At 70.0% G+C, this 23,827-nt stretch carries 24 protein-coding genes; 11 read left to right on the top strand and 13 right to left on the bottom strand.

Translation table 11 applies throughout. The annotated features are described in order from the left end of the window. Positions 1 to 18: 18 nt before the first annotated feature. Positions 19 to 666, top strand: coding sequence for a DUF4865 family protein (locus ACIRGA_RS14545; RefSeq protein ID WP_400940898.1), 648 nt, complete (start codon positions 19 to 21; stop codon positions 664 to 666). Here ACIRGA_RS14545 and ACIRGA_RS14540 read toward each other — a convergent pair. Next, a complete protein-coding gene (locus tag ACIRGA_RS14540; protein WP_400940896.1) occupies positions 603 to 1,763 on the bottom strand; it encodes an SWIM zinc finger family protein in 1,161 nt (386 codons plus the stop codon). The two genes, ACIRGA_RS14545 and ACIRGA_RS14540, sit on opposite strands and share 64 nt — an antisense overlap. Further along, a complete protein-coding gene (locus tag ACIRGA_RS14535; RefSeq protein WP_400940893.1) occupies positions 1,760 to 4,477 on the bottom strand; it encodes a DEAD/DEAH box helicase in 2,718 nt (905 codons plus the stop codon). The genes ACIRGA_RS14540 and ACIRGA_RS14535 overlap by 4 nt, the downstream gene beginning before the upstream one ends. Before the next feature lie 68 nt (positions 4,478 to 4,545). Between ACIRGA_RS14535 and ACIRGA_RS14530 the strand changes: the two genes are divergently transcribed. Next, entirely contained in the window at positions 4,546 to 5,340 is a 795-nt protein-coding gene (locus ACIRGA_RS14530; RefSeq protein WP_400940891.1) for a TetR/AcrR family transcriptional regulator, read from the top strand. Positions 5,341 to 5,453: 113 nt separating this feature from the next. On the opposite strand, the gene ACIRGA_RS14525 is transcribed toward ACIRGA_RS14530, so the two are convergent. From ACIRGA_RS14525 to ACIRGA_RS14505, 5 genes are read right to left on the bottom strand one after another with little or no spacing between them, the layout of a single operon-like run. Further along, positions 5,454 to 5,693 (bottom strand): hypothetical protein, encoded by a 240-nt coding sequence (locus ACIRGA_RS14525; RefSeq protein WP_400940889.1) that lies wholly within the window; start codon positions 5,691 to 5,693, stop codon positions 5,454 to 5,456. 23 nt (positions 5,694 to 5,716) lie between these two features. Then, positions 5,717 to 6,256: a hypothetical protein gene (locus ACIRGA_RS14520; RefSeq protein WP_400940886.1), complete on the bottom strand. Its 540-nt coding sequence runs from the start codon at positions 6,254 to 6,256 to the stop codon at positions 5,717 to 5,719. Further along, complete coding sequence (locus ACIRGA_RS14515; protein WP_400940884.1) at positions 6,240 to 7,640, bottom strand: WXG100 family type VII secretion target; 1,401 nt, start codon at positions 7,638 to 7,640, stop codon at positions 6,240 to 6,242. Before ACIRGA_RS14515 ends, ACIRGA_RS14520 begins: the two co-directional genes overlap by 17 nt. Beyond that, positions 7,637 to 7,924, bottom strand: a complete 288-nt coding sequence (locus ACIRGA_RS14510; RefSeq protein WP_400940882.1) for a hypothetical protein — start codon at positions 7,922 to 7,924, stop codon at positions 7,637 to 7,639. Before ACIRGA_RS14510 ends, ACIRGA_RS14515 begins: the two co-directional genes overlap by 4 nt. Before the next feature lie 37 nt (positions 7,925 to 7,961). Continuing rightward, entirely contained in the window at positions 7,962 to 8,900 is a 939-nt protein-coding gene (locus tag ACIRGA_RS14505; protein WP_400940879.1) for a hypothetical protein, read from the bottom strand. A gap of 83 nt (positions 8,901 to 8,983) precedes the next feature. Here ACIRGA_RS14505 and ACIRGA_RS14500 point away from each other — a divergent pair, with 83 nt between their 5' ends. From ACIRGA_RS14500 to ACIRGA_RS14490, 3 genes are all read left to right on the top strand, one after another. Further along, positions 8,984 to 10,120, top strand: coding sequence for a glycosyltransferase (locus ACIRGA_RS14500; RefSeq protein WP_400940877.1), 1,137 nt, complete (start codon positions 8,984 to 8,986; stop codon positions 10,118 to 10,120). Next, entirely contained in the window at positions 10,117 to 11,349 is a 1,233-nt protein-coding gene (locus ACIRGA_RS14495) for an RNA polymerase sigma factor (RefSeq protein WP_400940875.1), read from the top strand. Before ACIRGA_RS14500 ends, ACIRGA_RS14495 begins: the two co-directional genes overlap by 4 nt. A 76-nt stretch (positions 11,350 to 11,425) precedes the next feature. Continuing rightward, on the top strand, positions 11,426 to 12,199 hold the full coding sequence (locus tag ACIRGA_RS14490; protein ID WP_400940873.1) for an alpha/beta fold hydrolase: 774 nt from the start codon (positions 11,426 to 11,428) through the stop codon (positions 12,197 to 12,199). Positions 12,200 to 12,258: 59 nt separating this feature from the next. On the opposite strand, the gene ACIRGA_RS14485 is transcribed toward ACIRGA_RS14490, so the two are convergent. Both ACIRGA_RS14485 and ACIRGA_RS14480 read right to left on the bottom strand, forming a co-directional pair. Next, entirely contained in the window at positions 12,259 to 12,750 is a 492-nt protein-coding gene (locus ACIRGA_RS14485; RefSeq protein WP_400940870.1) for a DUF1772 domain-containing protein, read from the bottom strand. 32 nt (positions 12,751 to 12,782) lie between these two features. Then, a complete protein-coding gene (locus tag ACIRGA_RS14480) occupies positions 12,783 to 13,610 on the bottom strand; it encodes an NmrA family transcriptional regulator (protein WP_400940869.1) in 828 nt (275 codons plus the stop codon). Positions 13,611 to 13,691: 81 nt separating this feature from the next. Between ACIRGA_RS14480 and ACIRGA_RS14475 the strand changes: the two genes are divergently transcribed. Beyond that, complete coding sequence (locus ACIRGA_RS14475; RefSeq protein WP_400940866.1) at positions 13,692 to 14,630, top strand: AraC family transcriptional regulator; 939 nt, start codon at positions 13,692 to 13,694, stop codon at positions 14,628 to 14,630. Here ACIRGA_RS14475 and ACIRGA_RS14470 read toward each other — a convergent pair. Then, the gene (locus ACIRGA_RS14470; RefSeq protein WP_400940864.1) at positions 14,609 to 15,562 is read right to left on the bottom strand and encodes a helix-turn-helix transcriptional regulator; all 954 of its coding nucleotides are present in this window, start codon (positions 15,560 to 15,562) and stop codon (positions 14,609 to 14,611) included. The two genes, ACIRGA_RS14475 and ACIRGA_RS14470, sit on opposite strands and share 22 nt — an antisense overlap. Positions 15,563 to 15,594: 32 nt before the next feature. On the opposite strand from ACIRGA_RS14470, the gene ACIRGA_RS14465 reads away from it, so the two are divergent. Further along, the gene (locus tag ACIRGA_RS14465; protein WP_400940862.1) at positions 15,595 to 15,792 is read left to right on the top strand and encodes a hypothetical protein; all 198 of its coding nucleotides are present in this window, start codon (positions 15,595 to 15,597) and stop codon (positions 15,790 to 15,792) included. A gap of 4 nt (positions 15,793 to 15,796) precedes the next feature. Here ACIRGA_RS14465 and ACIRGA_RS14460 read toward each other — a convergent pair whose 3' ends face one another. Then, a complete protein-coding gene (locus ACIRGA_RS14460) occupies positions 15,797 to 16,600 on the bottom strand; it encodes a pentapeptide repeat-containing protein (protein ID WP_400940860.1) in 804 nt (267 codons plus the stop codon). Positions 16,601 to 16,902: 302 nt separating this feature from the next. On the opposite strand from ACIRGA_RS14460, the gene ACIRGA_RS14455 reads away from it, so the two are divergent. Next, positions 16,903 to 18,042, top strand: coding sequence for a S8 family peptidase (locus tag ACIRGA_RS14455; RefSeq protein ID WP_400940858.1), 1,140 nt, complete (start codon positions 16,903 to 16,905; stop codon positions 18,040 to 18,042). A 114-nt stretch (positions 18,043 to 18,156) separates the two neighbouring features. On the opposite strand, the gene ACIRGA_RS14450 is transcribed toward ACIRGA_RS14455, so the two are convergent. Beyond that, positions 18,157 to 18,987: an SGNH/GDSL hydrolase family protein gene (locus ACIRGA_RS14450; protein ID WP_400941092.1), complete on the bottom strand. Its 831-nt coding sequence runs from the start codon at positions 18,985 to 18,987 to the stop codon at positions 18,157 to 18,159. A 146-nt stretch (positions 18,988 to 19,133) separates the two neighbouring features. Here ACIRGA_RS14450 and ACIRGA_RS14445 point away from each other — a divergent pair, with 146 nt between their 5' ends. After that, positions 19,134 to 20,402 carry a PucR family transcriptional regulator gene (locus tag ACIRGA_RS14445; protein WP_400940856.1) on the top strand — a complete coding sequence of 423 codons (1,269 nt, stop codon included), beginning with the start codon at positions 19,134 to 19,136 and terminating at the stop codon, positions 20,400 to 20,402. On the opposite strand, the gene ACIRGA_RS14440 is transcribed toward ACIRGA_RS14445, so the two are convergent. Beyond that, positions 20,315 to 21,166: a helix-turn-helix transcriptional regulator gene (locus tag ACIRGA_RS14440; protein WP_400940855.1), complete on the bottom strand. Its 852-nt coding sequence runs from the start codon at positions 21,164 to 21,166 to the stop codon at positions 20,315 to 20,317. The two genes, ACIRGA_RS14445 and ACIRGA_RS14440, sit on opposite strands and share 88 nt — an antisense overlap. Before the next feature lie 85 nt (positions 21,167 to 21,251). Between ACIRGA_RS14440 and ACIRGA_RS14435 the strand changes: the two genes are divergently transcribed. Then, positions 21,252 to 22,031 carry an SDR family NAD(P)-dependent oxidoreductase gene (locus ACIRGA_RS14435; protein WP_400940853.1) on the top strand — a complete coding sequence of 260 codons (780 nt, stop codon included), beginning with the start codon at positions 21,252 to 21,254 and terminating at the stop codon, positions 22,029 to 22,031. A gap of 79 nt (positions 22,032 to 22,110) precedes the next feature. Beyond that, entirely contained in the window at positions 22,111 to 23,760 is a 1,650-nt protein-coding gene (locus tag ACIRGA_RS14430) for a WXG100 family type VII secretion target (RefSeq protein ID WP_400940850.1), read from the top strand. Positions 23,761 to 23,827 lie beyond the last annotated feature (67 nt).

Genomic DNA, 23,827 nt, shown 5'->3' with positions numbered 1-23,827 from the left:
CCTACTAGTATGTACGGCATGCACGCGATGCAGTACGAGATCACCCTCCCCGCCGACTACGACATGGGCATCATCCGCGAGCGCGTCGCCACGCGCGGGCATCTGCTGGACGACTTCGGCGGCCTGGGGCTGAAGGTCTACGGGATCCGTGAGCGCGGTGTCGACGGCTCGACGCTCAACCAGTACTCGCCCTTCTACCTGTGGCACGACGAGGCCGGGATGAACGCGTTCCTGTTCGGTGGCCCGTTCAGCGGCATCGTCGAATCGTTCGGGCGTCCCGCCGTGCGGCACTGGACCGTGCTCGGCTTCGAAGAGGGACCGGCGTTCGGCTCTGCTCCGGTCGCGGCGGGAAAGCACGTCGTGCGGATCCCCGACGAGAGCGATCCGGTCGCCTTCCTCGGCGAAGCGCTCGACGGGCTTCGCGAGCACCTGCGCCACGACGGTGCGCATTCGGGCGCGCTGGCCGTCGACCCGCGGACGTGGGAGGTCGTCCGCTACAGCCTCTGGGCGGGCGAGGCACCGGAGTCGGATGAAGTCCGGTACCGGATCCTTCACCTGTCCTCGCCGCGGCTGGATCAGCTGCGGCGAGGACGGCAGTGGGATCAGCCGAGCAACGCGGCGAACAGCGCGCCGGGATCGGCTTCGGGCGGGCCGGCCGGCCACTGATCGCGGTACGGGTACCAGAGCCCGTCCTTGCCCAGCCGCACCTGCACCCCGGTCCCGTGGACGGTGCAGTGGTTGCGTTCGACGTCGAGCCCTTGGCCGGGATCGTCCACGACCTCGGTGAACGCGGCCCGTGCCCGGCCCATCGCCTGCGACGGCGGCGTCCACGCTGTCTCCAGGACCTCGAGACCGGCGCGTCCACCGTGCCGCCAAGCGAGTACCGCGCGGTCGAAGTCCTCACCGCTCCCGGCCGGGCGCAGCCTGTCCGCGGTCTCCGGACGCGTGGCGGCCAGGCGGACGGCGTCCTGTTTGCGGGTGAGCTTCGGCTGTGACGCCAGCAGCGCGCCGGCCATCTGTCCCGCGTTGGCGACCAGCAGAGCGATGGTCTCGGCCGGGATGTCGGGAGCTCCCGGCACGGTCGGGCCTCCGGCGGGTACGAACGCGGCGAGATCCGGCAACGGGCCCGGCTCGTCGGCGTAGGCACGCTCGGCCGGGACGCCGTCGTCCCCTGTGCGCACGAACCGGGGCGCGTTGCGCCGTTGGAGCTCGTCGAGCAGTTCCCGCTCCCCCTTGCCCCGCATCAGCAGCAGCACGAAGGGATCCGCGTCGAGTAGCCACGAGGCCTGGAACGACAGCGCCGCGGCGTGGCGGCACGGCAGCTCCCAGCCGGGGCAGTCGCAGTCCGGGTCCAGGTCACCGATGCCGGGCAGCAGATGCACTCCGGCGTCGTCCGCGGCCTCGACGAGGTCGTGTGGCATGTCCCGGTCCAGCAGCGCGGCGAGATGTCCGGTGCGGGAGGCGACCCGGTCGAGGAAGCGGTCCCATTCGTGCTCGGTCAGTTCCGCGAGGCGGACCTCGGTGCGGTACTGGCCTTCCTGGTCGTCGACCACGGCGGCGATCCGGCCGGGGCTGACCGTGATCGGGCCGACCCGGCCCGCCGCGGCGTACTTGCGGCCCTGTTTGAGCTGCCTCAGGTCCAGCGCGGTGTCCTCCATCGCGGTGATCCACGCGCGGCCCCACCACGAGCGGGCGAACTGGCCGTGTCCACCCTGCCGCCCGAAGGCGGGGAAGCCGCGGACGCGATCGTCGGGCGTACTCATCGGCGGCTCCTCAGCTCGACCAGATCGGCCAGCTCCTCGTCGGTCAGTTCGGTCAGGGCGGCCTCGCCGCCGGCGAGCACCGCGTCGGCGAGCGCGCGTTTCTCCCGCAGCATCGCCGCGATCCGGTCTTCGACCGTTCCCTCGGCGATGAGCCGGTGCACCTGGACCGGCCTGGTCTGCCCGATCCGGTACGCGCGGTCGGTCGCCTGGTCCTCCACCGCGGGATTCCACCAGCGGTCGTAGTGCACGACGTGATCGGCGCGGGTCAGGTTGAGCCCGGTACCCGCCGCCTTGAGCGACAACAGGAACACCGGCACCTCACCGGCCTGGAACCGGCGCACGAGATCCTCGCGTTTGGGCACCGGTGTGCCGCCGTGCAGCAGCTGCGTGCCGATACCGCGCTGCGCGAGATGACGTTCCAGCAGCCGGGCCATGGCGACGTACTGGGTGAACACCAGCACCGCGCCGTCTTCGGCGAGGATCGTGCCCAGCAGTTCGTCGAGCAGCTCGAGCTTGCCCGACCGGCCGTCCAGCACCGCTTCCGACGGCTCCTTGAGGTACTGCGCGGGATGGTTGCAGATCTGCTTGAGCCCGGTGAGCAGCTTGACGATCCGGCCGCGGCGCGCGATGCCCTCACTTCCGGCGATCTCGGCCATCAGCTCCCGCACCGTCGCCTCGTACAGGGCCGCCTGCTCGGCGGTGAGTGTCACCGGCCGGTCGGTCTCGGTCTTGGCGGGCAGCTCCGGCGCGATCCCCGGATCGGATTTGCGGCGCCGCAACAGGAACGGGCGGACCAGCCGCGATAGCCGTTCCGCGGCCTCGGGGTCCTTTCCGGACTCGACCGGTTTCGCCCACACACGGCGGAAATCGGCCATGGTGCCGAGCAGTCCCGGCGTCGTCCAGTCCAGGATCGCCCACAGTTCGGAGAGGTTGTTCTCCACCGGGGTGCCCGTCAGCGCCACCCGCGCCGACGACGTCAGCGTCCGCAACGCCTTCGCCGTGCCGGAGCGGTGGTTCTTGACGTGCTGGGCCTCGTCGGCGACCAGCAGTCCCCAATGGACGGCTCCCAGCGGTTCCGGGTCGACGCGCAGGGTTCCGTAGGTGGTGAGCACAAAGCCGTCACCGAGCTCGTCGAGCGAGCGCTCGGTGCCATGGAACCGCCGCACCGGGACACCGGGGGCGAACCGGGTGATCTCGCGTTCCCAGTTCCCCAGCAGCGAGGCCGGGCAGACGACCAGCGTCGGGCCGTCCGCGCGGTGCAGGTGGAGCGAGATCAGCGTGATCGTCTTGCCGAGACCCATGTCGTCGGCGAGACAACCGCCGAGCCCGATCGACGTCATGGCGGTCAGCCACTGCAGGCCGCGCATCTGGTAGTCGCGCAGGGTCGCGGCCAAGCCGGGCGGCGGTGCCTGCGGTTCCGGCGGGGCGAGCAGCCGCTCCCGCAACGCGGCGAGCCAGCCGTCGGTGAGGACGTCGACGCGTTCACCGTCGATCTCGGTGGTCCCACTCAAAGCGGCGCCGAGCGCGTCGATCGGCGTGAGCGGCTTCAGCGCGCGATCCCGCGCCTTCGCCGCGAGCGCCGGATCGACGAGCACCCACTGGTCGCGCAACCGCACGACAGGACGGTGCGCCTCGGCCAGCGCGTCCATCTCGGCCACGGTGAGCGGCGCGCCGCCGAGCGCGAGCTGCCAGTCGAACTGCAGCAGCGTGCCGCCGGCGAAGAACGACGGAAGGTCGTCCGGCGGCGCGTCACCGCCGCCGACGACCGCTTTCGCGCTCAGGTCGCGGACGAGATCGGCGGGCCAGTGCACGTCGATCCCCGCCGTGGCCAGCAGGGGCGCCGCGGTGGTGAGCAGTTCGGTGATGTCGATGTCGCCGAGCACGACCTCGTCGGGGACCGCGGCATTGAGCAGCGGCTCCAGCGGCGGCCACAACTGCGCGGCACGGCGCAACGCCAGCATGACGTCGATCCGCGCCCTCGGGCCGAACCGGTCGTCACCCGCCCAAAGCGCGGCGGCGTCGACCAGGACCCCGGGGTCGGCGAGGCTGTGCACCTGGACGACCCCGCTGAACCGGCCGATCGTGAAATCGTCCCCGGGCGCTTCGATCCGCACCGAGACCCGGACCCCGGAATCCAGCCCGGCCGCGACCTCGGCCGCCCAGTCCCGCAGCCGCGGGAGCCGGTGCGCGGGCGCGGCGGCGAACGCCTTGACGCCCGCCGCCTGCGCGGCCGCGGGCGTGCGGGGAAGGGTGTCGGCCACGGCGTCGAGAAACGCGCGCAGCAACGGGTACCGGGCGGGAAGCAGATTTCCCTCACCCGGGATCGCCCTCGCCCGGGCCGGCATCGCTTCGGACAGCTCGCGCAGCCAAGCGGCGTCGGCGGGTTCCAGCGGGCCCGCGCGCCAAGCGTCCACATCGGACTCCGTGAGCCCGGGAAGCAACCGGCCCGCCTCGGCGAGCTTCAACGCCGCCGCGGCGGCTGTGCTCCAGAAACGCGCGGAGGGATCGTCGCTCTCACTGAGCCGCAGCAGCGCGGGGAGCGCCTCGGCCATCGAGAGCCGTACGCACGGCACGGTGACGATCTCGGGGAGGGCGACTGTCACCTCCCCGGTCCCCGGCGTGTGCCCCTCGGCGTTCCAGAAGACGAATCCGCTGGTCCGAGGTGGATTCTTCGGTTCGAAAACAACACTGCCGAAACCGTCGTGAGACGCCACTCAACCCCAATCTCTGTACGGTGTACAGTTCAGGATAACACAACTCTGTACACCGTAGAGAGAACGTGATGACGGACGCGGACCACAGCGGGACGGGCGATCCACGACGGACCATCGAACTGCTCTGGGGCGTGCGCGGGAAACCCCGTCGCGGCCCCAAACCCAAGCTCAGCGTCGACGAGATCGTCACCGCCGCGATCGAGATCGCCGACACCGAGGGGATCACCGCGCTGTCGGTCCGCCGGGGCGCGGAGAAACTCGGCGTCTCCCCCATGACGATCTACACCTACATCGCCAGCCGCGCCGAACTGCTCGACCTGATGATCGACCGGGTCCACGGCGAACTGACCGATCCCCCGGAGAGCCACGACTGGCGGGTCACGATGACGATCCTCGCCGAAGACGCCTGGGAGATGTACCACCGGCATCCGTGGATGCTCCAGCTCACCACCGGCCGTCTGCCCCTCGGCCCGCACACCTTCGCCAAGCACGAACGCGAGCTGGAGGCCGTCGACGCGATCGGGCTCACCGACCTGGAGATGGACGCCGTCGTGGCGATGGTCAACGGGTTCGTCCAGGGCATCGCGCGCGGTTCCGTGGAATCGGCGAGCCTCGTGCGGCGGTCCGGCCTGACCGACATGGAGTGGTGGACGGCCAGCGCGCCTGTGCTCGCGGAGATCCCCGAAGCCGACGCGGGACTGTTCCCGCTGGCGGCGCGGATCGGGCAGGCGGCAGGAGAAACCCACGGTGCGGCGAGCGCGCCACTGCACACCTTCCGGTTCGGGCTGGCGCGGATCCTGGACGGGGTCGAGCAGCTGATCACCGGAGGCTCCGGCGCATCGGGGACCGAACTTCCCTCGTGAGCGCGTGGGGTCATTCTGAAGTCGGGGCCAGGTGTTCGCAGGTCCGTGAAGGCCTCCTTGCCTACCCTGAAGGTAGGGAAGGAGGCCTTCACGGCTTCCTGGCAGCGCCGGGATCACTTGCCGCGTCGTCGCAGTGAGCGGTACAGCAGCCACAGCGCCAGCGCGACCGGCATCAGGATCGCCGTGAACAGGATCCCCGCGAAAATCCCGTAGCCATGCGGATCGGACGACGATCCGGTCGCGCTGAGCACCACACTGCCGACGAGCAGCACGATCACCGCCGCGATGCAGGCGAAAGCGCCGAGCACGACGCGTCGGAACACCGTCCGCGATGTACTTTCCGGCGTGTCCATATGCGGCTCCGCTGCTCGAAACGTCACTCCGGGTCGGGAGTGCAGACGGTCAGGAACGACTTCCGGTTCTCGCGCTGGACGTCCGACGCGTCCAGCCAGCCGCTCCGGCCGAACAGGTAGCTCCCGGACGGATGGCTGGCCGACTCGCGAAGCACCTGGGCGACGTCGGCCTTGGCACCGTACGCTTTCGGGCCGTCGACGGTGACGGTGATCGAGCCCGCCTTGGTCCAGTCGTAACCCGCGGGCAGCGGTGTCCGCACCTGGAGCGGGCCGGCGGTGTCCAGAAAGGACACCCCGAGCAGATCCAGCCGCTCGACCCGCACGCCCGGCCGCGGCGCGGTCCACACCTGCTCCGTGCTCGCCTGGGTACCGGAGTCGAACGTCAGCCTCAGGCCGGTGACGCCCTCGCACGGAGTGCCCGTCCACAGTTTCAGGACGCCGTCGTCGACGCGGAAACCGGCCTCGGGCGGCAGCGACGGCGCGAACTGCGCTTTGGTGTCGCACGCCGCGGTCACGGCCACCACGAGCAACGCGGCGCAGGCCCGCCTAGTGATATCCGCCATCGGAAAGTCCCGCGTCTTCCTCGGTTTCGTTGCCGCCGGTGGCCTGCTCCCACAAATAGGAGGCGAGGAAGCCGGCATAGCCTTCGCGCCCCCATTGCCGGGAGTGGCGCTCCTCGTGGTGCAGCAACCGGTCCATGTCGAGCGAGCCCTGGGACGCGCCGTTGTCGTCCTCGTACCAGGCGTGGCCCGACTTCGCGACCTCCCGCAGTTGCTGCGCCGGATCCTTCGGGTCGTCGATGTTCAGCATGAACGTGTCGCCCCAGGTGGTCCCGCCGCGCTGGCTGAACTGGTCCTGGACGAGGTTTCCGCCCAAGCCCATCATCATGCCGTTCGGGGTGGTCACCAGCCGCCCGCCGTTGTCGTGCACGAAGCCCACATCGTCGTCATAGCTCCAGGAGTTCTCCCGTTGCCGGTCGGTGATCCGCCGCAGCTCTTCGGATCCGTACGGGGTCGGCGCGAAGTCGGTCTTCTCGCCTTCGGTGCCGTAGTCGGTGCCCGCGTTCATGATGTAGGTCATCCGCACCGCCTTGGCGGCGTCGTCCCCGCTGATGTCGGTCGGCATCAGGAAGTACGACTTGTAGGTCCCGTCGCCGTCTTCGTCCTCGCGGATCTCCTCCATGCCGTCGAGGACCTTGAAGTCCTCGGGCGTGATGTCGTGTTCGTCGGCGATCTTCTTGATGGTGTCGATCGATACGCCCCGGCGTACGGCGTTCTCGAGCCATTGCCGGTAGTGCCCGGAGGCGGGTGGCCCGCTCAGCAGACCGGCGTCGCGGAGCGCCTGCTCCATGTCGATCACCTTGGCGTCGATCTCCCCGCCCTTTTTGGCGCCGGCCAGGTCGGTCGCCTCGTGGTCGCTGATCTGGCCGTCCTGGACGAGCCGCATCACCCGGGCGAGGCCTGCGTCGATGCTGTTCGCCGCGGTGAGGATCGCTTTGGTTTCCTGCTCCAGCTGCTTCTTGATGGTTTCGCGGTGCCGTCGGGCCTCGGCGTACTCCTCGGCTTCGAACCGCGACTTCGGCGGAGGGTCTGCGGGTTTGTCGTCCACGATCGCGCCGTCGGCGGCGATGCGGAACTGGTAGGTGCCGGCGAGGGAGTCGTTGTTGGCCACCCTGGTCTTCAGGGCGGCGACGTCGTCCGACGCGTTCTGCAGGGCGGTTTCGAGGGCGGACAGCTCCGCGATCAGGATCTCGGCCTTGTTCCGGGTATCGCCCAGCGAACCGCGTGCGCGCTCGCCGGCGGGGCCGCGCCAATCGGGCAGTTTCCTCGCGTCGTCGAGTTCGTCCTGCAGCCCGATGAGCTTGTCCCGCCGCCCACCCAGGTTGGTGGCCGTCGTCTCGAGCGCCTCAGCGTCCCACTTGCGGACGTCGTCGTAGCCGGCCGTCATCCTCCGAAAGCCTCCTCCGCGGAGTTCTCGTTTTCGGAGTACGCGTCGGCGGCTTTCGTGATCGATTCGCTCCAGCGGTCGATCTCGCCCGCCCATCCCTTCGCGCGCTCAGTGCACGTCGACGCCAGCGTGGACGCGTTCTTCGCGGCTTCTCCGCCGGGCAATGCCGTCGCGATCGCATCCAAACCGGTGCCGGGTTCCACGGCTCTGGCCTGGTCTGCGGCGGATCCCGCGGCCTTGGCCGCGGTCCGCAGCTGACCGATCTGGACCTCGTACCCGCTCACAGCCCGTGCCCCCAACCCTGGATAGGTGAGCGGCACTCTACGTCAGCTCGGAAGTCTCCACAGTCGTTTCGCGCGAAGGGGCGGCAAGCCGCCGTATGACGTCGTCGTATCGTGCTTGATCGGCGGCCGCACGGGCGTGTGCGCGCTCCAGTTCCTCGGCGAGAGCCGTCGCCCGCGCTTCGGCGAGGCTCCTGGCCGTGTGTTCTTCCGCGAGCGACGCCCGAAGCCCGGCCGATTCCTTTTCGGACACCGTCGTCCGCGTCTTGGCCTCGTCGAGCCGGTGCTGCAGTGCTTCGAGTTCCGCGGCCGCCCGGGCCAGCGCCGTGTCGCGTTCGGCCAGCTTCCCGGTCAGCCGGGTCTTCTCCTCACGCAGCGTCCGAAGCTCGGCGAGCAGCTCATCGCGGGCGCGCTCCGCCGCGACGGTCGCGGCTTCCGCGGCGCCCCGGGCCCGTTCGTGGGCGGCGACCTCGCTCCAGGAGCGCTGCCGGATCTCCTCCGCGTCCTTCATGGCCTGTTCGGCGGCGCGTTCCGCCTTGGCCTTGGCCGCCTTGTCGTCGCGGGACGCGGCCAGCGCGGTCGCGCGCGCGGTGTCGGCCTTCGCCGCCGCCTGCTGCGCGTCCTCGGCCTCGCGCCGGGCCGTGGCCGCGTCGGTTTCGGCTTCGGTCACCCGGCCCAGCGCCGCCTTCGAGGCGTCGTCGAACCGCGACCGCATCGCGGCCAGCAATTCCACGAGCGACGCCGCGGCCGGGGTGAACTCGTCGGCGATCCGGCGGACCTCCAGCAGCGGATCGGCCACGCTCGCCACCGCGGCCGCCCGCCGGGCACGTGACGCGGCGTCGGCGTGCGCCTTACCGCAGTAGGCGGAGGGACGGCCGCCCTTGCGTTTCCCCTCGGCGTCCACCGCGGGCGGGGGCAAGGGATTCTCGCAGCCTTCCAGCGCGCACAGCCGGACCTCGTCGGCGTCCGTATCGATCACCGCAGCAGGGTAGCGCCGTCCGCCCGCGCGAGACGCGAGGCGACACCGGGAAACCGGTTGGTCCCGCCGATAGGGTCGCTGACATGCGTGTCTTGTTCACCTTCGCCGGCGGCAACGGCCACTTCCAGCCGCTGCTCCCCCTCGCCCGCACCCTCGCCGACGCCGGGCACACGATCGCGTTCACCGGCGAACCGCTGATGGTCCCGATCGTCGAGGCGACGGGGTTCACCGCGTTCCCGTCGGGGCCGAATCTCGGCAGTGCCGGCGGTGGACTTCGCCCGTTGCTCGCCGTCGACCGGGAGCGTGAGGACAGCGACCTCCGTGACGGTTTCGTCCGCCGCACCGCGCCCCGGCGCGCGAAGGACGTCATGGCGCTCTGCGAGGAGTGGAAGCCGGATCTGCTCGTCTGCGACGAAGCCGATCACGGTGCGATGATCGCCGCCGAGGGGCTCGGTCTCCCCCACGCCACCGTCCTGGTGATCGCGGCGGGCGTTCTCATCCGCGCCGAGCTGATCGACGACGCGCTCAACGAGGTCCGCGCCGTCCATGGTCTCCCGCCGCAACGAAACCTGGAGATGGCGTACCGCCACCTCGTGCTTTCCCCGTTCCCGTCGAGCTTCCGCGATCCCCGGTTCCCGCTGCCGTCGACCGCGCGGTCGTTCCACTGTCCGCTTCCCGGTCGCGGGCGGGTGCCGGAGTGGCACGTGGAAGGCCGCCCCACCGTCTACTTCACCCTCGGCACGATCTTCAACACCGAATCCGGAGATCTGTTCGCCCGGGCGCTGGCAGGCCTGCGGGAGGTCGACGCGACCTGTGTGGTGACCGTCGGGAACCTCGTCGATCCCGCCGAGTTCGGTCCTCAGCCCGAGCACATCCATCTCACGCGTTACCTGCCGCAGGACGACGTCCTCCCGTACTGCGACGCTGTCCTCAGCCACGGCGGTTCGGGCAGCCTGCTCGGCGCGCTCGCCCACGGGCTGCCCATGGTGCTGCTCCCGATGGGCGCCGACCAGCCGCACAACGGCGATCGGGTCACCGAACTCGGGCTCGGCACCGTCCTCGATGTCATCCACGCGACACCGGAGGACATCCGCGACGCCGTGTCCACGGTGCTGAGGGAACCGTCCTACCGGGAGGCGGCCGGGCGGTTGCGGGACGAGGTGACCGCGTACCCGGCGCCGGAGAAGGTCGTGCCGCTGCTGGAAGGGCTGCTCAGGTGACTTCCGAACTCGACGCCGCGATCACCCGGGCGTTCCGCGAGGAATCGGGCCAGGTGATCGCCACCCTGATCCGCGTCACCGGCGACTGGGACCTGGCCGAGGAATGCCTCCAGGAGGCGTTCGCGCTCGCGTTGCGCACCTGGCCCCGCGACGGCGTCCCGGCGAAACCCGGCGCCTGGCTGACGACGACGGCACGCAACCGCGCCACCGACCGGATCCGGCGAGAGGCGGTCGGCGCGGCGAAACTACGCGAAGCCGCCGAACTGAACGCGCCCGCCGAGCCGGATCGGGACGAGAGCGGCGTCCACGACGACCGGCTCCGGTTGATCTTCACCTGCTGTCATCCCGCGCTGCCGCTCGAAGGGCAGGTCGCGCTCGCGCTGCGGACCTTGGCCGGGCTCACCACCGCCGAGATCGCCCGCGCCTTTCTCGTCTCCGAGGCGACGATGTCGCAGCGCCTGGTCCGGGTGAAGCGGAAGATCCGCACGGCGGGCATCCCGTACCGGGTCCCGCCCGCGGATCTGCTGCCCGAGCGCACGGCCGCGGTGCTGGGGATGCTGTACCTGTTGTTCAACGAGGGCTACTCGGCCAGTGCCGGCACCGATCTGCTCCGGCCCGACCTGTCCGCGGAGGCCATCAGGCTCGCCCGCATCCTCGTGAGCCTGATGCCGGGTGAACCGGAGGTCCTCGGACTGCTGGCCCTGCTGCTCCTGCACGACGCGCGCCGCGCCACCCGTGTGGACGGTCAAGGCACGCTCGTCTCGCTCGAAGCCCAGGACCGCGGCGGCTGGAACACCGCCGAGATCGCCGAGGGCACGGAGTTGCTGGAGACCGCGCTCCGTCGTGGTGTTCCCGGGCAGTACCAGATCCAGGCCGCGATCGCCGCCTGCCACGCGACGGCCGTCCGCGCTTCCGACACCGACTGGGCGCAGATCGCCGCCCTGTACGGGGAACTGCTGCGTTTCGTGCCCTCGCCGGTCGTCGAGCTGAATCGCGCGGTCGCCGTCGCCATGGCCGAAGGTGCCGAGGCCGGGCTGGCACTGGTCGACGAGCTCACGGCGGACGACGGCCTCGCCGGTTACCACCTGCTTCCCGCGACCCGCGCGGACCTGCTCCGGCGGCTCGACCGGCGCGAGGAGGCGGCCGACGCATACCGCGAGGCGCTCGCGCTCGCCGGTACCGACGCCGAGCGCGCCTACCTGTCGGGAAAACTCGCCGAGATCTCCTGACTTCCGGCTGTCTGTTCCCGGCGTCGCCGTTCGTCGGTGGGCGACAAGTCCCGAAGAAGAGGAAGGGGTCATCCCGATGGCCGTTCTCGACGTCCCCGGCGCCCGGCTGCACCACACCGTGACCGGCAGCGGTCCGGTACTGCTGTGCATCCCCGGTGGCGCGGCCGATTCCGCCATGTTCGCTCCGATCGCGGGCCTGCTCGCGCAGCACTACACGGTGATCACCTACGACCCGCGCGGGATCTCCCGCAGCGTCCTCGACGATCCGGACGAGGAGCAACGGATCGAGGTCCACGCCGACGACGCGTTGCGCCTGCTCGACAGCGTGAGCACGGAACCCGCGGTGATCTTCGCGTCCAGTGGTGGCTGCATGCAGGCCTTCGAACTCGTCACCCGCCATCCCGGGCGGGTGAAGACGCTCCTGGCGCACGAGCCGCCGCTGACGACCCTGCTGCCCGGCCAGCCTGACGGTGACCCGGACGAGTTGCTGCGCCTGCACCGTAAGCACGGCATCGAGGCGGCGATGGCGAAGTTCATGGCCGACGCGGGTTTCGAGATGGACGCGAGCGCGCTCCCGCCGGAGATGCGGAAGAACATGGAGTTCTTCGTCGTGCACTTGATGAAGATGATCGGGGACTTCACTCCGGATTACGAGGCGCTGAAGGCGTCGGGGACCCGGATCGTCGTCGGTGTCGGGAAGGATTCGGCCGGGCAACCCGCGCACGAGGCGGCGGTGCTGGCCGCCGGCCGTCTCGGGGTGGAACCGGCCTACTTCCCGGGCGACCACGGTGGGTTCGCCGCCGAGGCCGCCGCGTTCGCCCCGCAGCTTCTGGCACTGCTCGACGCCTGACGTCGGGAAAGGGTCGTCCAAGACGTTTTTCGTCCTGAACGACCCTTTCCCGACCTGCGTCAGGCGCGGACGTGTGCGATCAGCCCGCCGACCAGAGCGCCGAAGCCGCCGATCGCGGCCAAGGTCCGGACCAGGTTCCACCGTTCCCAGACACCCTCGAACTTCGCGCGCAGTGCCTCGAAGTCGGTGTTGTCGCCGTCGAAACCCGCTTCGAGCGCGTTGTTCAGCGGCACGTTGATCGCCATCGTCACGATCAGCATCACCAGCAGCAGGACGAATCCCGCGATGATCCACGGCAGCGCCGACCGCAGTTCCGAGCGGAAGTGCAGCGCCGCCGCCGCGGCGGCGAGCAACGGTGCGCCGCCGAAGCTCAGCGCGAACCAGCCGTTGAGGATCGCGATGTTGATCTCCCGCATCCCCGTCACATATGTCCGGGCGTCCGCCCGCCCCAGCCCCGGCATCACCGAACACGTGTAGGCGTAGAACAAGCCGGCGATCAACCCCGCCGTGATGACGGCCGCGATCAGGACGATCTCGCTCAGCGTCACCATTCCTGTCGCCTCCCTTCCGATTCCAGCTCGTTTCATCGATTCCATACCCCAGTCGCTGCGGCCTTCGTGGCGTATTCGGAGAAGTCCCTCGCGGGCCTGCCCAGCACCTGCTCGACGTCACCGGTGAGCGAAGAGTTCCGGCCGTCGAGGATTCGCGTGAACAGGTCGGTCAGGCCCTCGATCTCCTCCTCCGGCACGCCCTGTTCGGCCGCTCCCGCGGCGAATTCCGCGGCGGAGACCGGAACGTACCGGACATCCCGCCCCGAAGCCTTGCCAATTTCCGCGGCCGCGTCCGCGAAGCTCAGCAGCCGGGGGCCGGTCAGCTCGTACACCTTGCCGTCGTGCCCGTCGGTGGTCAGCGCTGTCACCGCGACATCGACGATGTCCTCGACGTCGATGAACGGCTCGGTCACCGGCCCGGCGGGCAGCACGATCTCCCCCGCGAGCACCGGTTCCAGCAGGAAGTGCTCGCTGAAGTTCTGCGCGAACCAGCTGGCCCGCACGACCGTCCACTCGGCACCGGAGTCCCGTACACCCTGTTCGCTGACGACGGCTTCCTCTTCGCCGCGGCCGGACAGGAGGACCAGCCGCCGGACACCGTGGTCCACGGCCAGCTTCGAGAAGTCGCGGATCGCTTCGGCGGCACCGGGGAAGGCGAGGTCGGGGTAGTAGGTCAGGTAGGCGGCGCTGATTCCGGTGACCGCGGCCGTCCAGGTCGACCGGTCGTCCCAGTCGAACGCCGGCCGCGAGGCCTTCCGGACGTCGATCCCGAGGTCGGTCAGCCGCTGCGCGACCCGGCTCCCGGTCTTGCCCGTCGCACCCAGGACCAGGACCGTCTCGTTGTTCTTCGTGTTCGTCATGGCACTAGTCAAGCGCCTACGGATGAGACGGAACATAGTTCAAAGACTCTCTTCCATGTTTCATCGTCTACACTTCTCGGCATGGATCCTCTCGCCGGTCTGCTCGACGGACCCCGCGCCCGCGGCGCGTTCCTGCTGAAGTCGGTCATGACCCCGCCGTGGTCGCTGCGGATCGAGGACGAAGCGCCGCTGACGGTGATCGCGCAGGTCCGCGGTGAGTCCTGGGTCGTGCCCGATCACGGGGACGCGGTCCGCCTCGGCACCGGAGACATCGCCATCGCCCGCGGCCCGGACCCGTATCTCGTCGCGGACGACCCGGCCACCCCACCGCAGGCGATGATCCTGCCGGGACAGGAATGCCTGACCCCGGACGGAAAACACCTCACCGAACTGTCGGATCTCGGCGTCCGCACCTGGGGTGACGATCCGGACGGCCCCGTCGTCCTGCTCACCGGCACCTATCCGCTGGAGGGCGAGATCAGCAAACGGCTCCTCAACGCGCTGCCGCCGCTGCTGGTCGTCCGGGACGAGGAGTGGGACAACCCGCTGGTGACACTGCTCGCCGGCGAGATCGTCAAGGACACCCCCGGTCAGGAAGCCGTCCTGGACCGCGTGCTCGACCTGCTCCTGGTCGCCGCGCTGCGAACCTGGTTCGACCGGCCCGACGCCGCCGCACCCGCCTGGTATCGCGCGCACAGCGATCCGGTCGTCGGGCGCGCGCTGAAACTGTTGCAGCACAAGCCTTCCGAACCGTGGACCGTGGCGAGCCTCGCGGCCGACACCGGGATCTCCCGTGCCGCGTTCGCCCGGCGGTTCACCGCCGCGGTCGGCGAACCGCCGATGGCCTACCTCGCGAGCTGGCGGATCGCGCTCGCCGCGGATCTCCTGCGCCAGCACCCGGACGTCACGATCGGCGCGGTCGCCCGGCAGGTCGGCTACGGCAGTTCGTTCGCGCTCAGCACCGCGTTCAAACGCGAACACGGCGTCAGCCCGCAGGGTTACCGCACCGGGGCCGCGTAACGCTCGACCAGTTCCGCGCCGATCCGCGCGAGTTCCTCCTGGACCGAGGGCGGGCCCAGTACCTCGATCATCGAGCCCCAGCCCGCGAGCTGCCGGGCGATCATCCACGCCGCCGGAGCCGACACCGTCACCCGCACGCGCCCGTCGTCGAGTGTCTCCTCGACGTGCGCCTGCCGTCCGAAGTGGTCCTGAAGGATCGGCAGATGCCGTTCGGCGATGAGCACGGTCGAGTCCAGCCCCGAACGCCGTTGCTCGACCCGGTCGACCACCTGCTCCCACGCCCGCGACAGTTCGAAATCGTCCGGACGCTCGGCGGGCAGGTCGACGACCTCGACGTCGGACATGCGGTCGACGCGGAAGGTGCGCTGCCCCTTCTCGGTGCCCGCGACGAGGTACCAGATGTCGTCCTTGTCCACGAGCCCCCAAGGATCCACGACCCGCTCCACCGGTTCCGTGCCCTTCTTCGCGTAGCCGAAGCGGACTTTGCGGCGGCGCACGATCCCGGACTGCAGCACGGTGAGCGGTTCAGGCCGTTCCTTCTCCCGCTCGCCCCACCGCGACGGGTCGATGACGACCGCGTCCGCGGCGGCCTGGGCGTCGGCACGGAAAGTGTCCGGCAGGGCCCGGACCAGCTTCCGCAGCGCGGATTTCACGTCGGGCGAGATCGACGCGGCCGGGCCGGCGAGCAGGAACAGCGCCTGAGCCTCCGGCGCCGACAGTCCACTGAGGTCGGTCCGCGCGCCGCCGACGAGCGACCATCCGCCGCCCCGGCCGGGCTGCGGGTACACCGGCACGCCCGCGGCCGACAACGCCTCGAGGTCACGCCGGGCGGTGGCGACCGAGATCTCCAGCTCGTCCGCCAGCTCTGAAGCCGTGACGCGACCACGTGCCTGCATCAGCAGAAGGGTGGCCACCAGGCGATCGGCACGCATGCACCCAGTCTCGCAGCCAAACCGCTCACCCGGTGAACACTTTGCGGCGCGGCGACCCTGGAGCCGCTGGCCGCCGAGCTCGGGACCGGGCAGACGTCACCGACGAGGCTGCCTTCAAAGCCGCCCTCGACGCCGCCGCACACGAGCACGGCGAACCGGATGTCGCGGTCTACAACGCGGCGATCATCCAGGCCGACACTCCGGGAGAGCTGTCCGTCCACACGGGGTAGACGCTTACCAATGCGCAGACGGGGAAAGCGCGTCCGGCAGTTTCGTCGTGGCGTCGCCCCTCGCCGCGTCCAGTTGCGACTGGAGGAGGAAGAGCGCGTCACGGAAATCCGCGCCGCGGATGTCGGCGTCACGCAGATCCGCCCCGGTGACATCGGCCTGCCGGAGATCGGCTCCCCTCAGGTCCGCGCCGATCAGGTACGCCCCACGCAGCAGCGCGCCGCGCAGGTTCGTCCCCTTGAGCTTCGCGCCGATGAGGTCGGCGCCGCGCCGGTCCTTCTTCTTGCCCGGCGCGGCGGCGCGGGCGAGCTCGCTCGCGCGCAGCAGAAGCCCGTTCACCGCGGCACGATGCGGCTGGACGTCCAGTTTTCGCAGCACGCCGGGCGTGTCCAGCGTCATCCGCTCGGTCCGGTCGATCATCTCGGCCAGGTCTTCGCGGATCGACGCGGACGTCGGCAGCGAGGCCGCTTCGGTGAGGTAGTAGAGCAGTTCCTGCAGATCCCGCATGACCGGGAAGACCGCGAACATCGTCTTCGCCGTCTTCGGCGACTTCCGCCAGTCCTCACCGTCGAAGGTGACCTGGGAGACCTTCTGGCCCGCGCCGAAGCAGTCGTAGACCGTGCAGCCGGTGAAGCCCTTCTTGCGGAGCTTGTCGTGGATGCCGCACCGGGAGTCCTCGCGCAGGTTCGGGCACGCCTGGCCCGCCGGTTTGGTGATCGCGAAGTCGGCCGAAGCCGCGAAGGCCGGGACGACACAGCACAGGCCGAAGCAGTTCTCGCAGTCGGCTCGCAGGCTGGAAAGGTCTGGCACGGTGGTTCGGGCTCCAGAAACTCGGGAAGGTGTTCAGCCACAGCGTACGGAGAGCACTTTCCGTGCAGGGCACCCGCCGCCAATGGCCGCCAGACGAAGGTCGGGTCCTGCCCCATTCAGTCGATATCGGACATGTCGAACGCTCCATAACCTCGATCTTCGTGGGATCCGGCAGGTGCCGTCCCATGCGGTCGAGCTGGACCGCTTTCCGCCGCTGTGGTCTTGACCGGCCGGTCCCCTGCGAACGACAGGACGAACACATGCGAGAGACGAGACAAACGCGTTGGCTGTCGCGTGCCGGAATGGCGAGCGCGGTCGCAGTGGCGATCAGCGTGACCGCCACTCCCGCGCAAGCCGCCGAAGGACAGATCCTCGCCGCGGGATCCGCCGAAGCGATCCCGAACAGCTACATCGTCACGCTGAAGGACACCGGCGTCGTGGGCGCGCTGGCGAACCGCTTCGGCGCGAAGGTGGAGCAGGTCTACAGCAGCTCGCTCAAAGGCTTCTCCGCGACACTGTCGGAGAGGCAGGCCAAGCGGCTCGCCGCCGACCCCTCGGTGGCGTCCGTCGAGCAGAACCAGGTCGTCCACGCGGACGCGACCCAGACCAACCCGCCGTCCTGGGGCCTCGACCGCGTCGACCAGCGCAACCTCCCGCTCGACAAGAAATACAGCTACACCAGCACCGGCGCGGGCGTGAACGTCTACGTCATCGACACCGGCGTGCGGATCAGCCACCAGACCTTCGGCGGCCGCGCCCGCAACGGCTACGACTTCGTCGACAACGACGCCGTCGCGCAGGACGGCAACGGCCACGGCACCCACGTCGCCGGCACCATCGCCGGTTCCCAGTACGGCATCGCCAAGGGCGCCACCGTCTACGGCGTCCGCGTGCTCAACAACTCCGGCAGCGGCACCACCGCCGGGGTCATCGCGGGCATCGACTGGGTCACCAAGAACCACGTCAAACCGGCCGCCGCCAACATGAGCCTCGGCGGCGGTGCCTCCACCACCCTCGACGACGCCGTCCGCCGGTCGATCGCCGCGGGCGTCACCTACGGCGTGGCCGCCGGGAATTCCAACGCGAACGCGTCGGGCTTCTCCCCCGCCCGCGTGACCCAGGCGATCACCGTCGGCTCGTCCACCAACACCGACGCGCGCTCCAGCTTCTCCAACTACGGCAGCGTCGTGGACATCTTCGCGCCGGGCACGAACATCACGTCGTCGTGGAACACCAACGACACCGCGACGAACACCATCAGCGGCACCTCGATGGCGACCCCGCACGTGGTCGGCGTCGCGGCCCGCTTCCTGCAGAACAACAAGACCGCCACACCCGCGCAGGTGGCCACCGCGCTGATCAACGCGGCCACCACCGGCAAGGTGACCAACCCGGGCTCCGGTTCCCCGAACCGGCTCCTGTACTGGGCGCCGACCGCCTGATCGCGAGCGTTTCCCGACCCGCTGAAGTACGTGAAGGCCTCCTTGAGGGACCCAGAGTCCCTCAAGGAGGCCTTCACAGACAGAGGGCCACTCACGAGGCTCGGCTGCGCGGCGCTACAGGACCTCGCGGATCCGCGGCACCACGGCCGCGAGCCCGGCGGCGTTCGGGTGCAGCGGGGCGAAGCTGTTGTTCACCACCGACGGGATGAGCCCTTCGATCCATTTGACGCCGATCGGCTGGCAGGCGTCGTGGCCGATACTCGGCGTCCGGATGTCGACGTACTTCGCGCCGTGCGCGGCGGACTGCTCGGCCATCCGCGCGTTGAGCCGGTCGATATTGGCCTGGATGTAGTCGGCGTCCTGCGGCAGGACCGGGACGAGCGGCCAGCAGCCGCCGGATTTGATCCCGGTCGGGTAGCCCACCATGACGATCTCGGCCCGCGGCGCGCGCTGGCGGATCTGTTCGATCACCGTGCCGTAGGTCGCGGCGAAGGCGTCGATCTTGGTGGCGTACTTGTCCACCCCGCCCGTGGTGTTGGCCGCCTTGCACGAGGCGCCCACCGGCAGCAGGTTCACGCACGACGTCGCGAGCCCGACCAAGCCGATGTCGTTGCCGCCGATGCCGACGGTCACCAGTGTCGTGTCGGCCGAGAGCGCGTCGTACTGCGGCGGGTTGGTGCCGGAGACGATGCCCTTCTGCGGGTTGGTGAAATGGGTCGTGGTCGCGCCGCCGCAGGTGACGTCGCGCAGTTCGTCGACGTCGATCTGCTTCGCCAGCAGGCCCGCGTAGTTGATCGCCGACCGGGCGCAGGTGAGCAGATCGGACTGCGGCAGGACCACCGAGCCCGCCGAGAACGAGTCACCCATCGCGACGTACACCTGCCGCGCCTCCGTGGCGAGGGCCGGTGTCCCGATTCCGGCGAGGGTCAGTGCGGTGCCCGCCACCGCGGCGATCCGGGCGAATGTTCCCCAGCGTGTCACTGCCGCCTCCTGCATGCGTCGTCGAATGCTGCGGTCAGCGTCCGCCGTGCCGGGGAGAACCACTAGAACGGAGGCGCGCGTTCTTGATCGGAGTTTTGTAGGTTCCCTCTATGACGAAGGCGTCGGCACAGCCCTGGCGCAGGCTCGACGCCACGGTGCTGACCCGGCTGGAGCCCGACACCGCCGCGATCGCGTCCGCCGCGATGGACCAGGTCCGCGCCGGGCTGCGGACCCCGCTGGACGACCGGACGGCGGCGAACCTCCAGGTCACCCTCGACGTCGCGCTGCACGCCTTCTTCAGCGAGATCGGCCATCCCGACATCACCACCGACCGGGAGGTCTACCGGGCGCAGGGCCGGGCCCAGCACACCGCCGGCCGCAGCCTCGAGGAGATGCTCGGCTTCTACCAGTCGGCGGCGCTGGGAGTCTGGCGGCAGCTCACCTCGGCCGCACCGGCGGTGGATCTGCCGACCCAGGCGATCGTCGAACTCGGTGAGGCACTGTTCGCCTTCATCGCGGAACTCTCGGCCGCGGCCGCCGACGGATACGCCGAAGCACGCTCACAGGCGGCGCGGGCCGGGCAAGCACGGCGCGACCGGCTCCTGGGTCTCCTGCTCGCCGAACCGGCCACCACCCCGGACATGCTCGACGACGCCGCGACCCAAGCCACGTGGGTCTTGCCCGACCGGCTCGTCGTCGCCGTCACCAGCGCCGATGTCGCGCCACAGCTGCTGGACCGGATGCCGGGGCGGGTGCTGATCGGACGTCACCACGACCTGACCGCCGTGGTCATGCCCGCCGACCGCCTCGAGTGGTACCTCGGCCGGTTGCGGGATCTGCTCGGCGACGACCAGGCCGGGGTCGGCCCGATCGTGCCACTGCGCTCGGCCGCGCTCAGTGCCCGCCGGGCGGGCGCGTTGTGGCGGCTGACCCGCACCGGCGCGCTCGGCGACCGGCCCCTCGTCCACACCACCGATCACCGCATCGATCTGCTGCTGACCGCCGATCCCGAACTCGCCGCCGAGTTCTCACAAGACGTCCTCGCGCCCTTGGCAGGCCTGCCCGAACCGGCGAGGCAACGGCTCACCACGACCCTCGCGGCCTGGCTCGCGCGGCCTGATCAGCCGCAGGCGATCGGCGTCGAGCTGCACGTCCACGTCCAGACCGTCCGGTACCGGATCCGGCAGCTGCGGACACTCTTCGGCGGCACGATCGACGATCCGGCCGGCCGCTTCGCGCTCGCGATCGCCCTGAGGATCGACCCACTGGTATCGAGGGAACCTACAAACGCTCAGAGCGGGGCGTCCATCCGCTGCGTCCCGACGACCGACAGCAGCCGCAACGCGTCCTCCGACGGAGTGCCGGGGTCGGCGGTGTAGATCACCACCTGCTGGTCCCGGTCGCTGATGTCGAGGGCATCGCAGTTCACGCTGACCGGGCCCACCACCGGATGCCGGAACGTCTTGCACAGCGTGGGCGCGGCGCAGACGTCGTGCGCGGCCCACAGCCGGGCGAATTCCTCACTGCCGTCGAGGAGTTCCCGGATCAGCCCGGTGACTTCGGGATCGTCGGGATAGCGGCCGGCGGTGGCCCGCAGATTCCGGACCGCGCTCGCCGCGAACTCGTCCACATCGGACACCCCGTACAGCCGCCTCCCCTCCGGCCGCGGCCCGAGGAACGCGCGGCGCACGAGGTTGCGATCCCGCCGCGGCAGCGCGGAGAAGTCCTCCATCAGCGCCGCGGCGAGGTCGTTCCAGGCGAGCACCTCGTAGGTCGCCGACAGCACGATCGCCGCCGCCTGCGGAAGACGGTGCAGCAGCGCGAGAATGCTCGGCCGGACCTCCCAGGACGGACCGGGCGGCGGTCCCGGTGGCGCGCCGGCGAGATGGTGCAGGTGAGCGCGTTCCACGTCCGACAGCCGAAGCGCCCTGGTCAGCCCGGCCAGCACCTCACGCGAGGGACGTGGACCGCGAGCCTGCTCCAGCCGCGTGTAGTACTCGGTCGAGATGAACGCCAGCTGCGCCACCTCCTCGCGCCGCAGGCCAGGGGTGCGGCGGCGGGGCCCGGCGGGAAGGCCGACGTCGGCGGGAGCGATCCGCTCGCGCCTGCTGCGCAGGAAGTCCGCCAGTTGTCGTCTGTCCACCACTCCAGTGTGGACGATGGCGGTCCGCCAGCCAGGTACCGCCGATGCCTGGATAGGCGACGACGGCGGGAGAACTCTCGGTGCCATGACCAACACAACGACTGTTTCGGGCCTGCTCGACGGCAAGGTCGCCTTCGTCACCGGTGCCGGCCGCGGTATCGGCGCCGCCGCCGCGCGGCTGTTCGCGAGGGAAGGCGCCCGTGTCGTGCTCGCCGCCCGTACCGAGTCCCAGCTGAAGGCGGTGGCCGAGGAGATCCGGGCGGAGGGCGGCGTCGCGGATCACGTGGTGTGCGACCTCGGCGACGCGTCGAGCATCCGCGCCGCCGTCGACCGCGCCGTGGAGCTGCACGGCAGGCTCGACGTCGCGTTCAACAACGGCGCGACCAACGTGCCGCCCGGGCCGATGGACCAGGTGACCGAGGCTGATTTCGACCACATCTACGCGGTGAACCTCAAGGGCCCGTGGCTGGCGATGGTCGCCGAGATCGAGGCGATCCGGGCCACCGCGAAGACCGGGGCCATCGTCAACAACACCAGCGTCGGCAGCCTGATGGCCAACCCGGAACTGCCCGCGTACGGCGCGATGAAACGCGGCGTCAACAGCCTCACCGCCTCGGCCGCCGCCACCTATGGCCCGGAAGGGATCCGCGTCAACGCCGTCGCGCCCGGCACGACGCTGACCGAGATGTTCACCGAGTGGGTCGCGAGCTCGCCGGACATCCTGCAGCGGCTCAACGCCCAGACCCCGCTGGGACGCGTGGCCGAGCCCGAGGAGATCGCGCAGGCCGCGGCGTGGCTGCTGAGTGACCGCGCCTCCTACGTGACCGGGACGGTGCTGCGGGTGGACGGCGGCATGCTGGCCTGACCCCGGACAGGGGTGGGTGATGCGGGGGAACCGGTGTCGGCGTACCGGCGTCTGAACGCGCACGACCCGAGGAGAACCGATGCCGTTCCTTGATCCCGAACCGCTCTACGCCAAGCTCACATCGGGGGACGCGGCGGGTATCGCCGAGGTCGGCGCCACGATCGCCGACGCCAAGACGTCGTTGCAGACCGTCGCGGACGGGATCTCCGACGGCGCCCTGCGAGCGGCACGGTCATGGAGCGGCAAGGCGGCGGCGGAGTTCGTCGGCAAGGCGAAACAGTCCTCACGCACCGTCGCCGAGGTGTACACCCAGCTCGACACCGCCGAGGCGGCCGTCAATGGCGCCGCGGAGGCGTACTCCGCGCTGCGGGCCTCGGCCGACACCGCCATCGCACCCTGGCGCAAGCTCGGCCTGACCGACCTCCTCGAAGCGCCGGAGATCGCGATGAAGACCATCCGGGCGCTGACCGTCGCCCAGCAGACCTACGAAAGCAGGCTCAACGCGCTGGCGGCCACGACCGACAGCGCCGGAAGCGAGGGCTGGGACAGCGAGGGCAACGCCGACATCAGCGGCGTCGACCCAGGCGAGCCGTGGACCTCCCAGGGCTTGGCCTACGACGGCGAGAATCTGCTGGTCGGCTCGTACCACGACGGCGACGGAGACGGGTCCGGCGACAGCCCGATCGGTCCTGGCCTGACCCCGAGCAGGCTGACCTACGTCGACTACGAGACGGGAGTGGAATCGGGCAACGTCTACCTCAACGGCAACGGCGAGGTCGGCGCGCCCACGCACACCGGCGGTGTCGCGACGGACGGCAAGCACGTCTGGGTGTCGTCCAACGGATACGTGTACGTCTACGACAAGGCCGAACTCGACGCCGCGCAGGACAGCGGAGTACCGGTCGACGCCGTGGACGTGGTCGATACGCCCGCCCACAGCTACGTCACCTACGCGCAGGGCAAACTCTTCGTGGGCGACTACAGCAACAACCGGCTCTACGAAGTCCCGGTCGGCCCGGACGGCTCACCTCAGCCGGACAGGGCAGGGGACCCGATCGAGACACCGAACAACGTCCAGGGCGTCGTGGTGCGCGACGACGAGTTCATCTTCTCCTCTTCCGATGGGCACAGCGGCAAGTTCTACCGGCAGGACCGGACGCCCGAGTGGTACGACTTCAACGATCGTGAAGAGATCGAGCTGGAGGGCGGCGAGCCGGGTAACGAAGACGGCTATGACTCGCACGGCGTCGAGGAAGCCGTCGAAATCGACGGGGAGATCGTGCTGGCGCACGAATCCGGTGCGTATGGCTATCAGAAGAACCCCGGCTCGAAGTGGGACGAACCGGAGCTCACCAGGATCTCCCTGGAAGAACTCGGCCTCGACCCCGATGGCGCGCTCTCCCCCGGCGACGCCGGGTACGAAGCCGATCCCGATTCGCTCGTCGGTGCCGCGGGCGTTTTGGACGGGGCGACGTCGACGTTGAGCACCGCGGCCGGCGCGATGTCGCGGCTGCAACTGGTGTCTCGTCTGCTCGGCGATGTTCCCGCCGCCACCGCCTTCAGCGACACGCTGACCAAGTACGTCACGGCGGCGGGCGATCGGCTGACGGCCGGGGTGGAAACGGTCGGTGGCGTCGCGGACAGCCTGGTCACGGGGGCGGACGCGTACCGGCGCATCGACGATCGGATCAAGGAAGGGCTGGACAGGCTCGGCGATCTGATCCAGTAGCGAACATCCCGTCGCCAAGGAGTATTCACTGGTGCTATCGGCGCTATTCCGACCAGTCAAGCCCGGC

It is taken from the genome of Amycolatopsis sp. NPDC102389, from assembly GCF_044765885.1.
GTDB lineage: Bacteria > Actinomycetota > Actinomycetes > Mycobacteriales > Pseudonocardiaceae > Amycolatopsis.
This window is presented reverse-complemented; position numbering and strand designations above follow the sequence as displayed.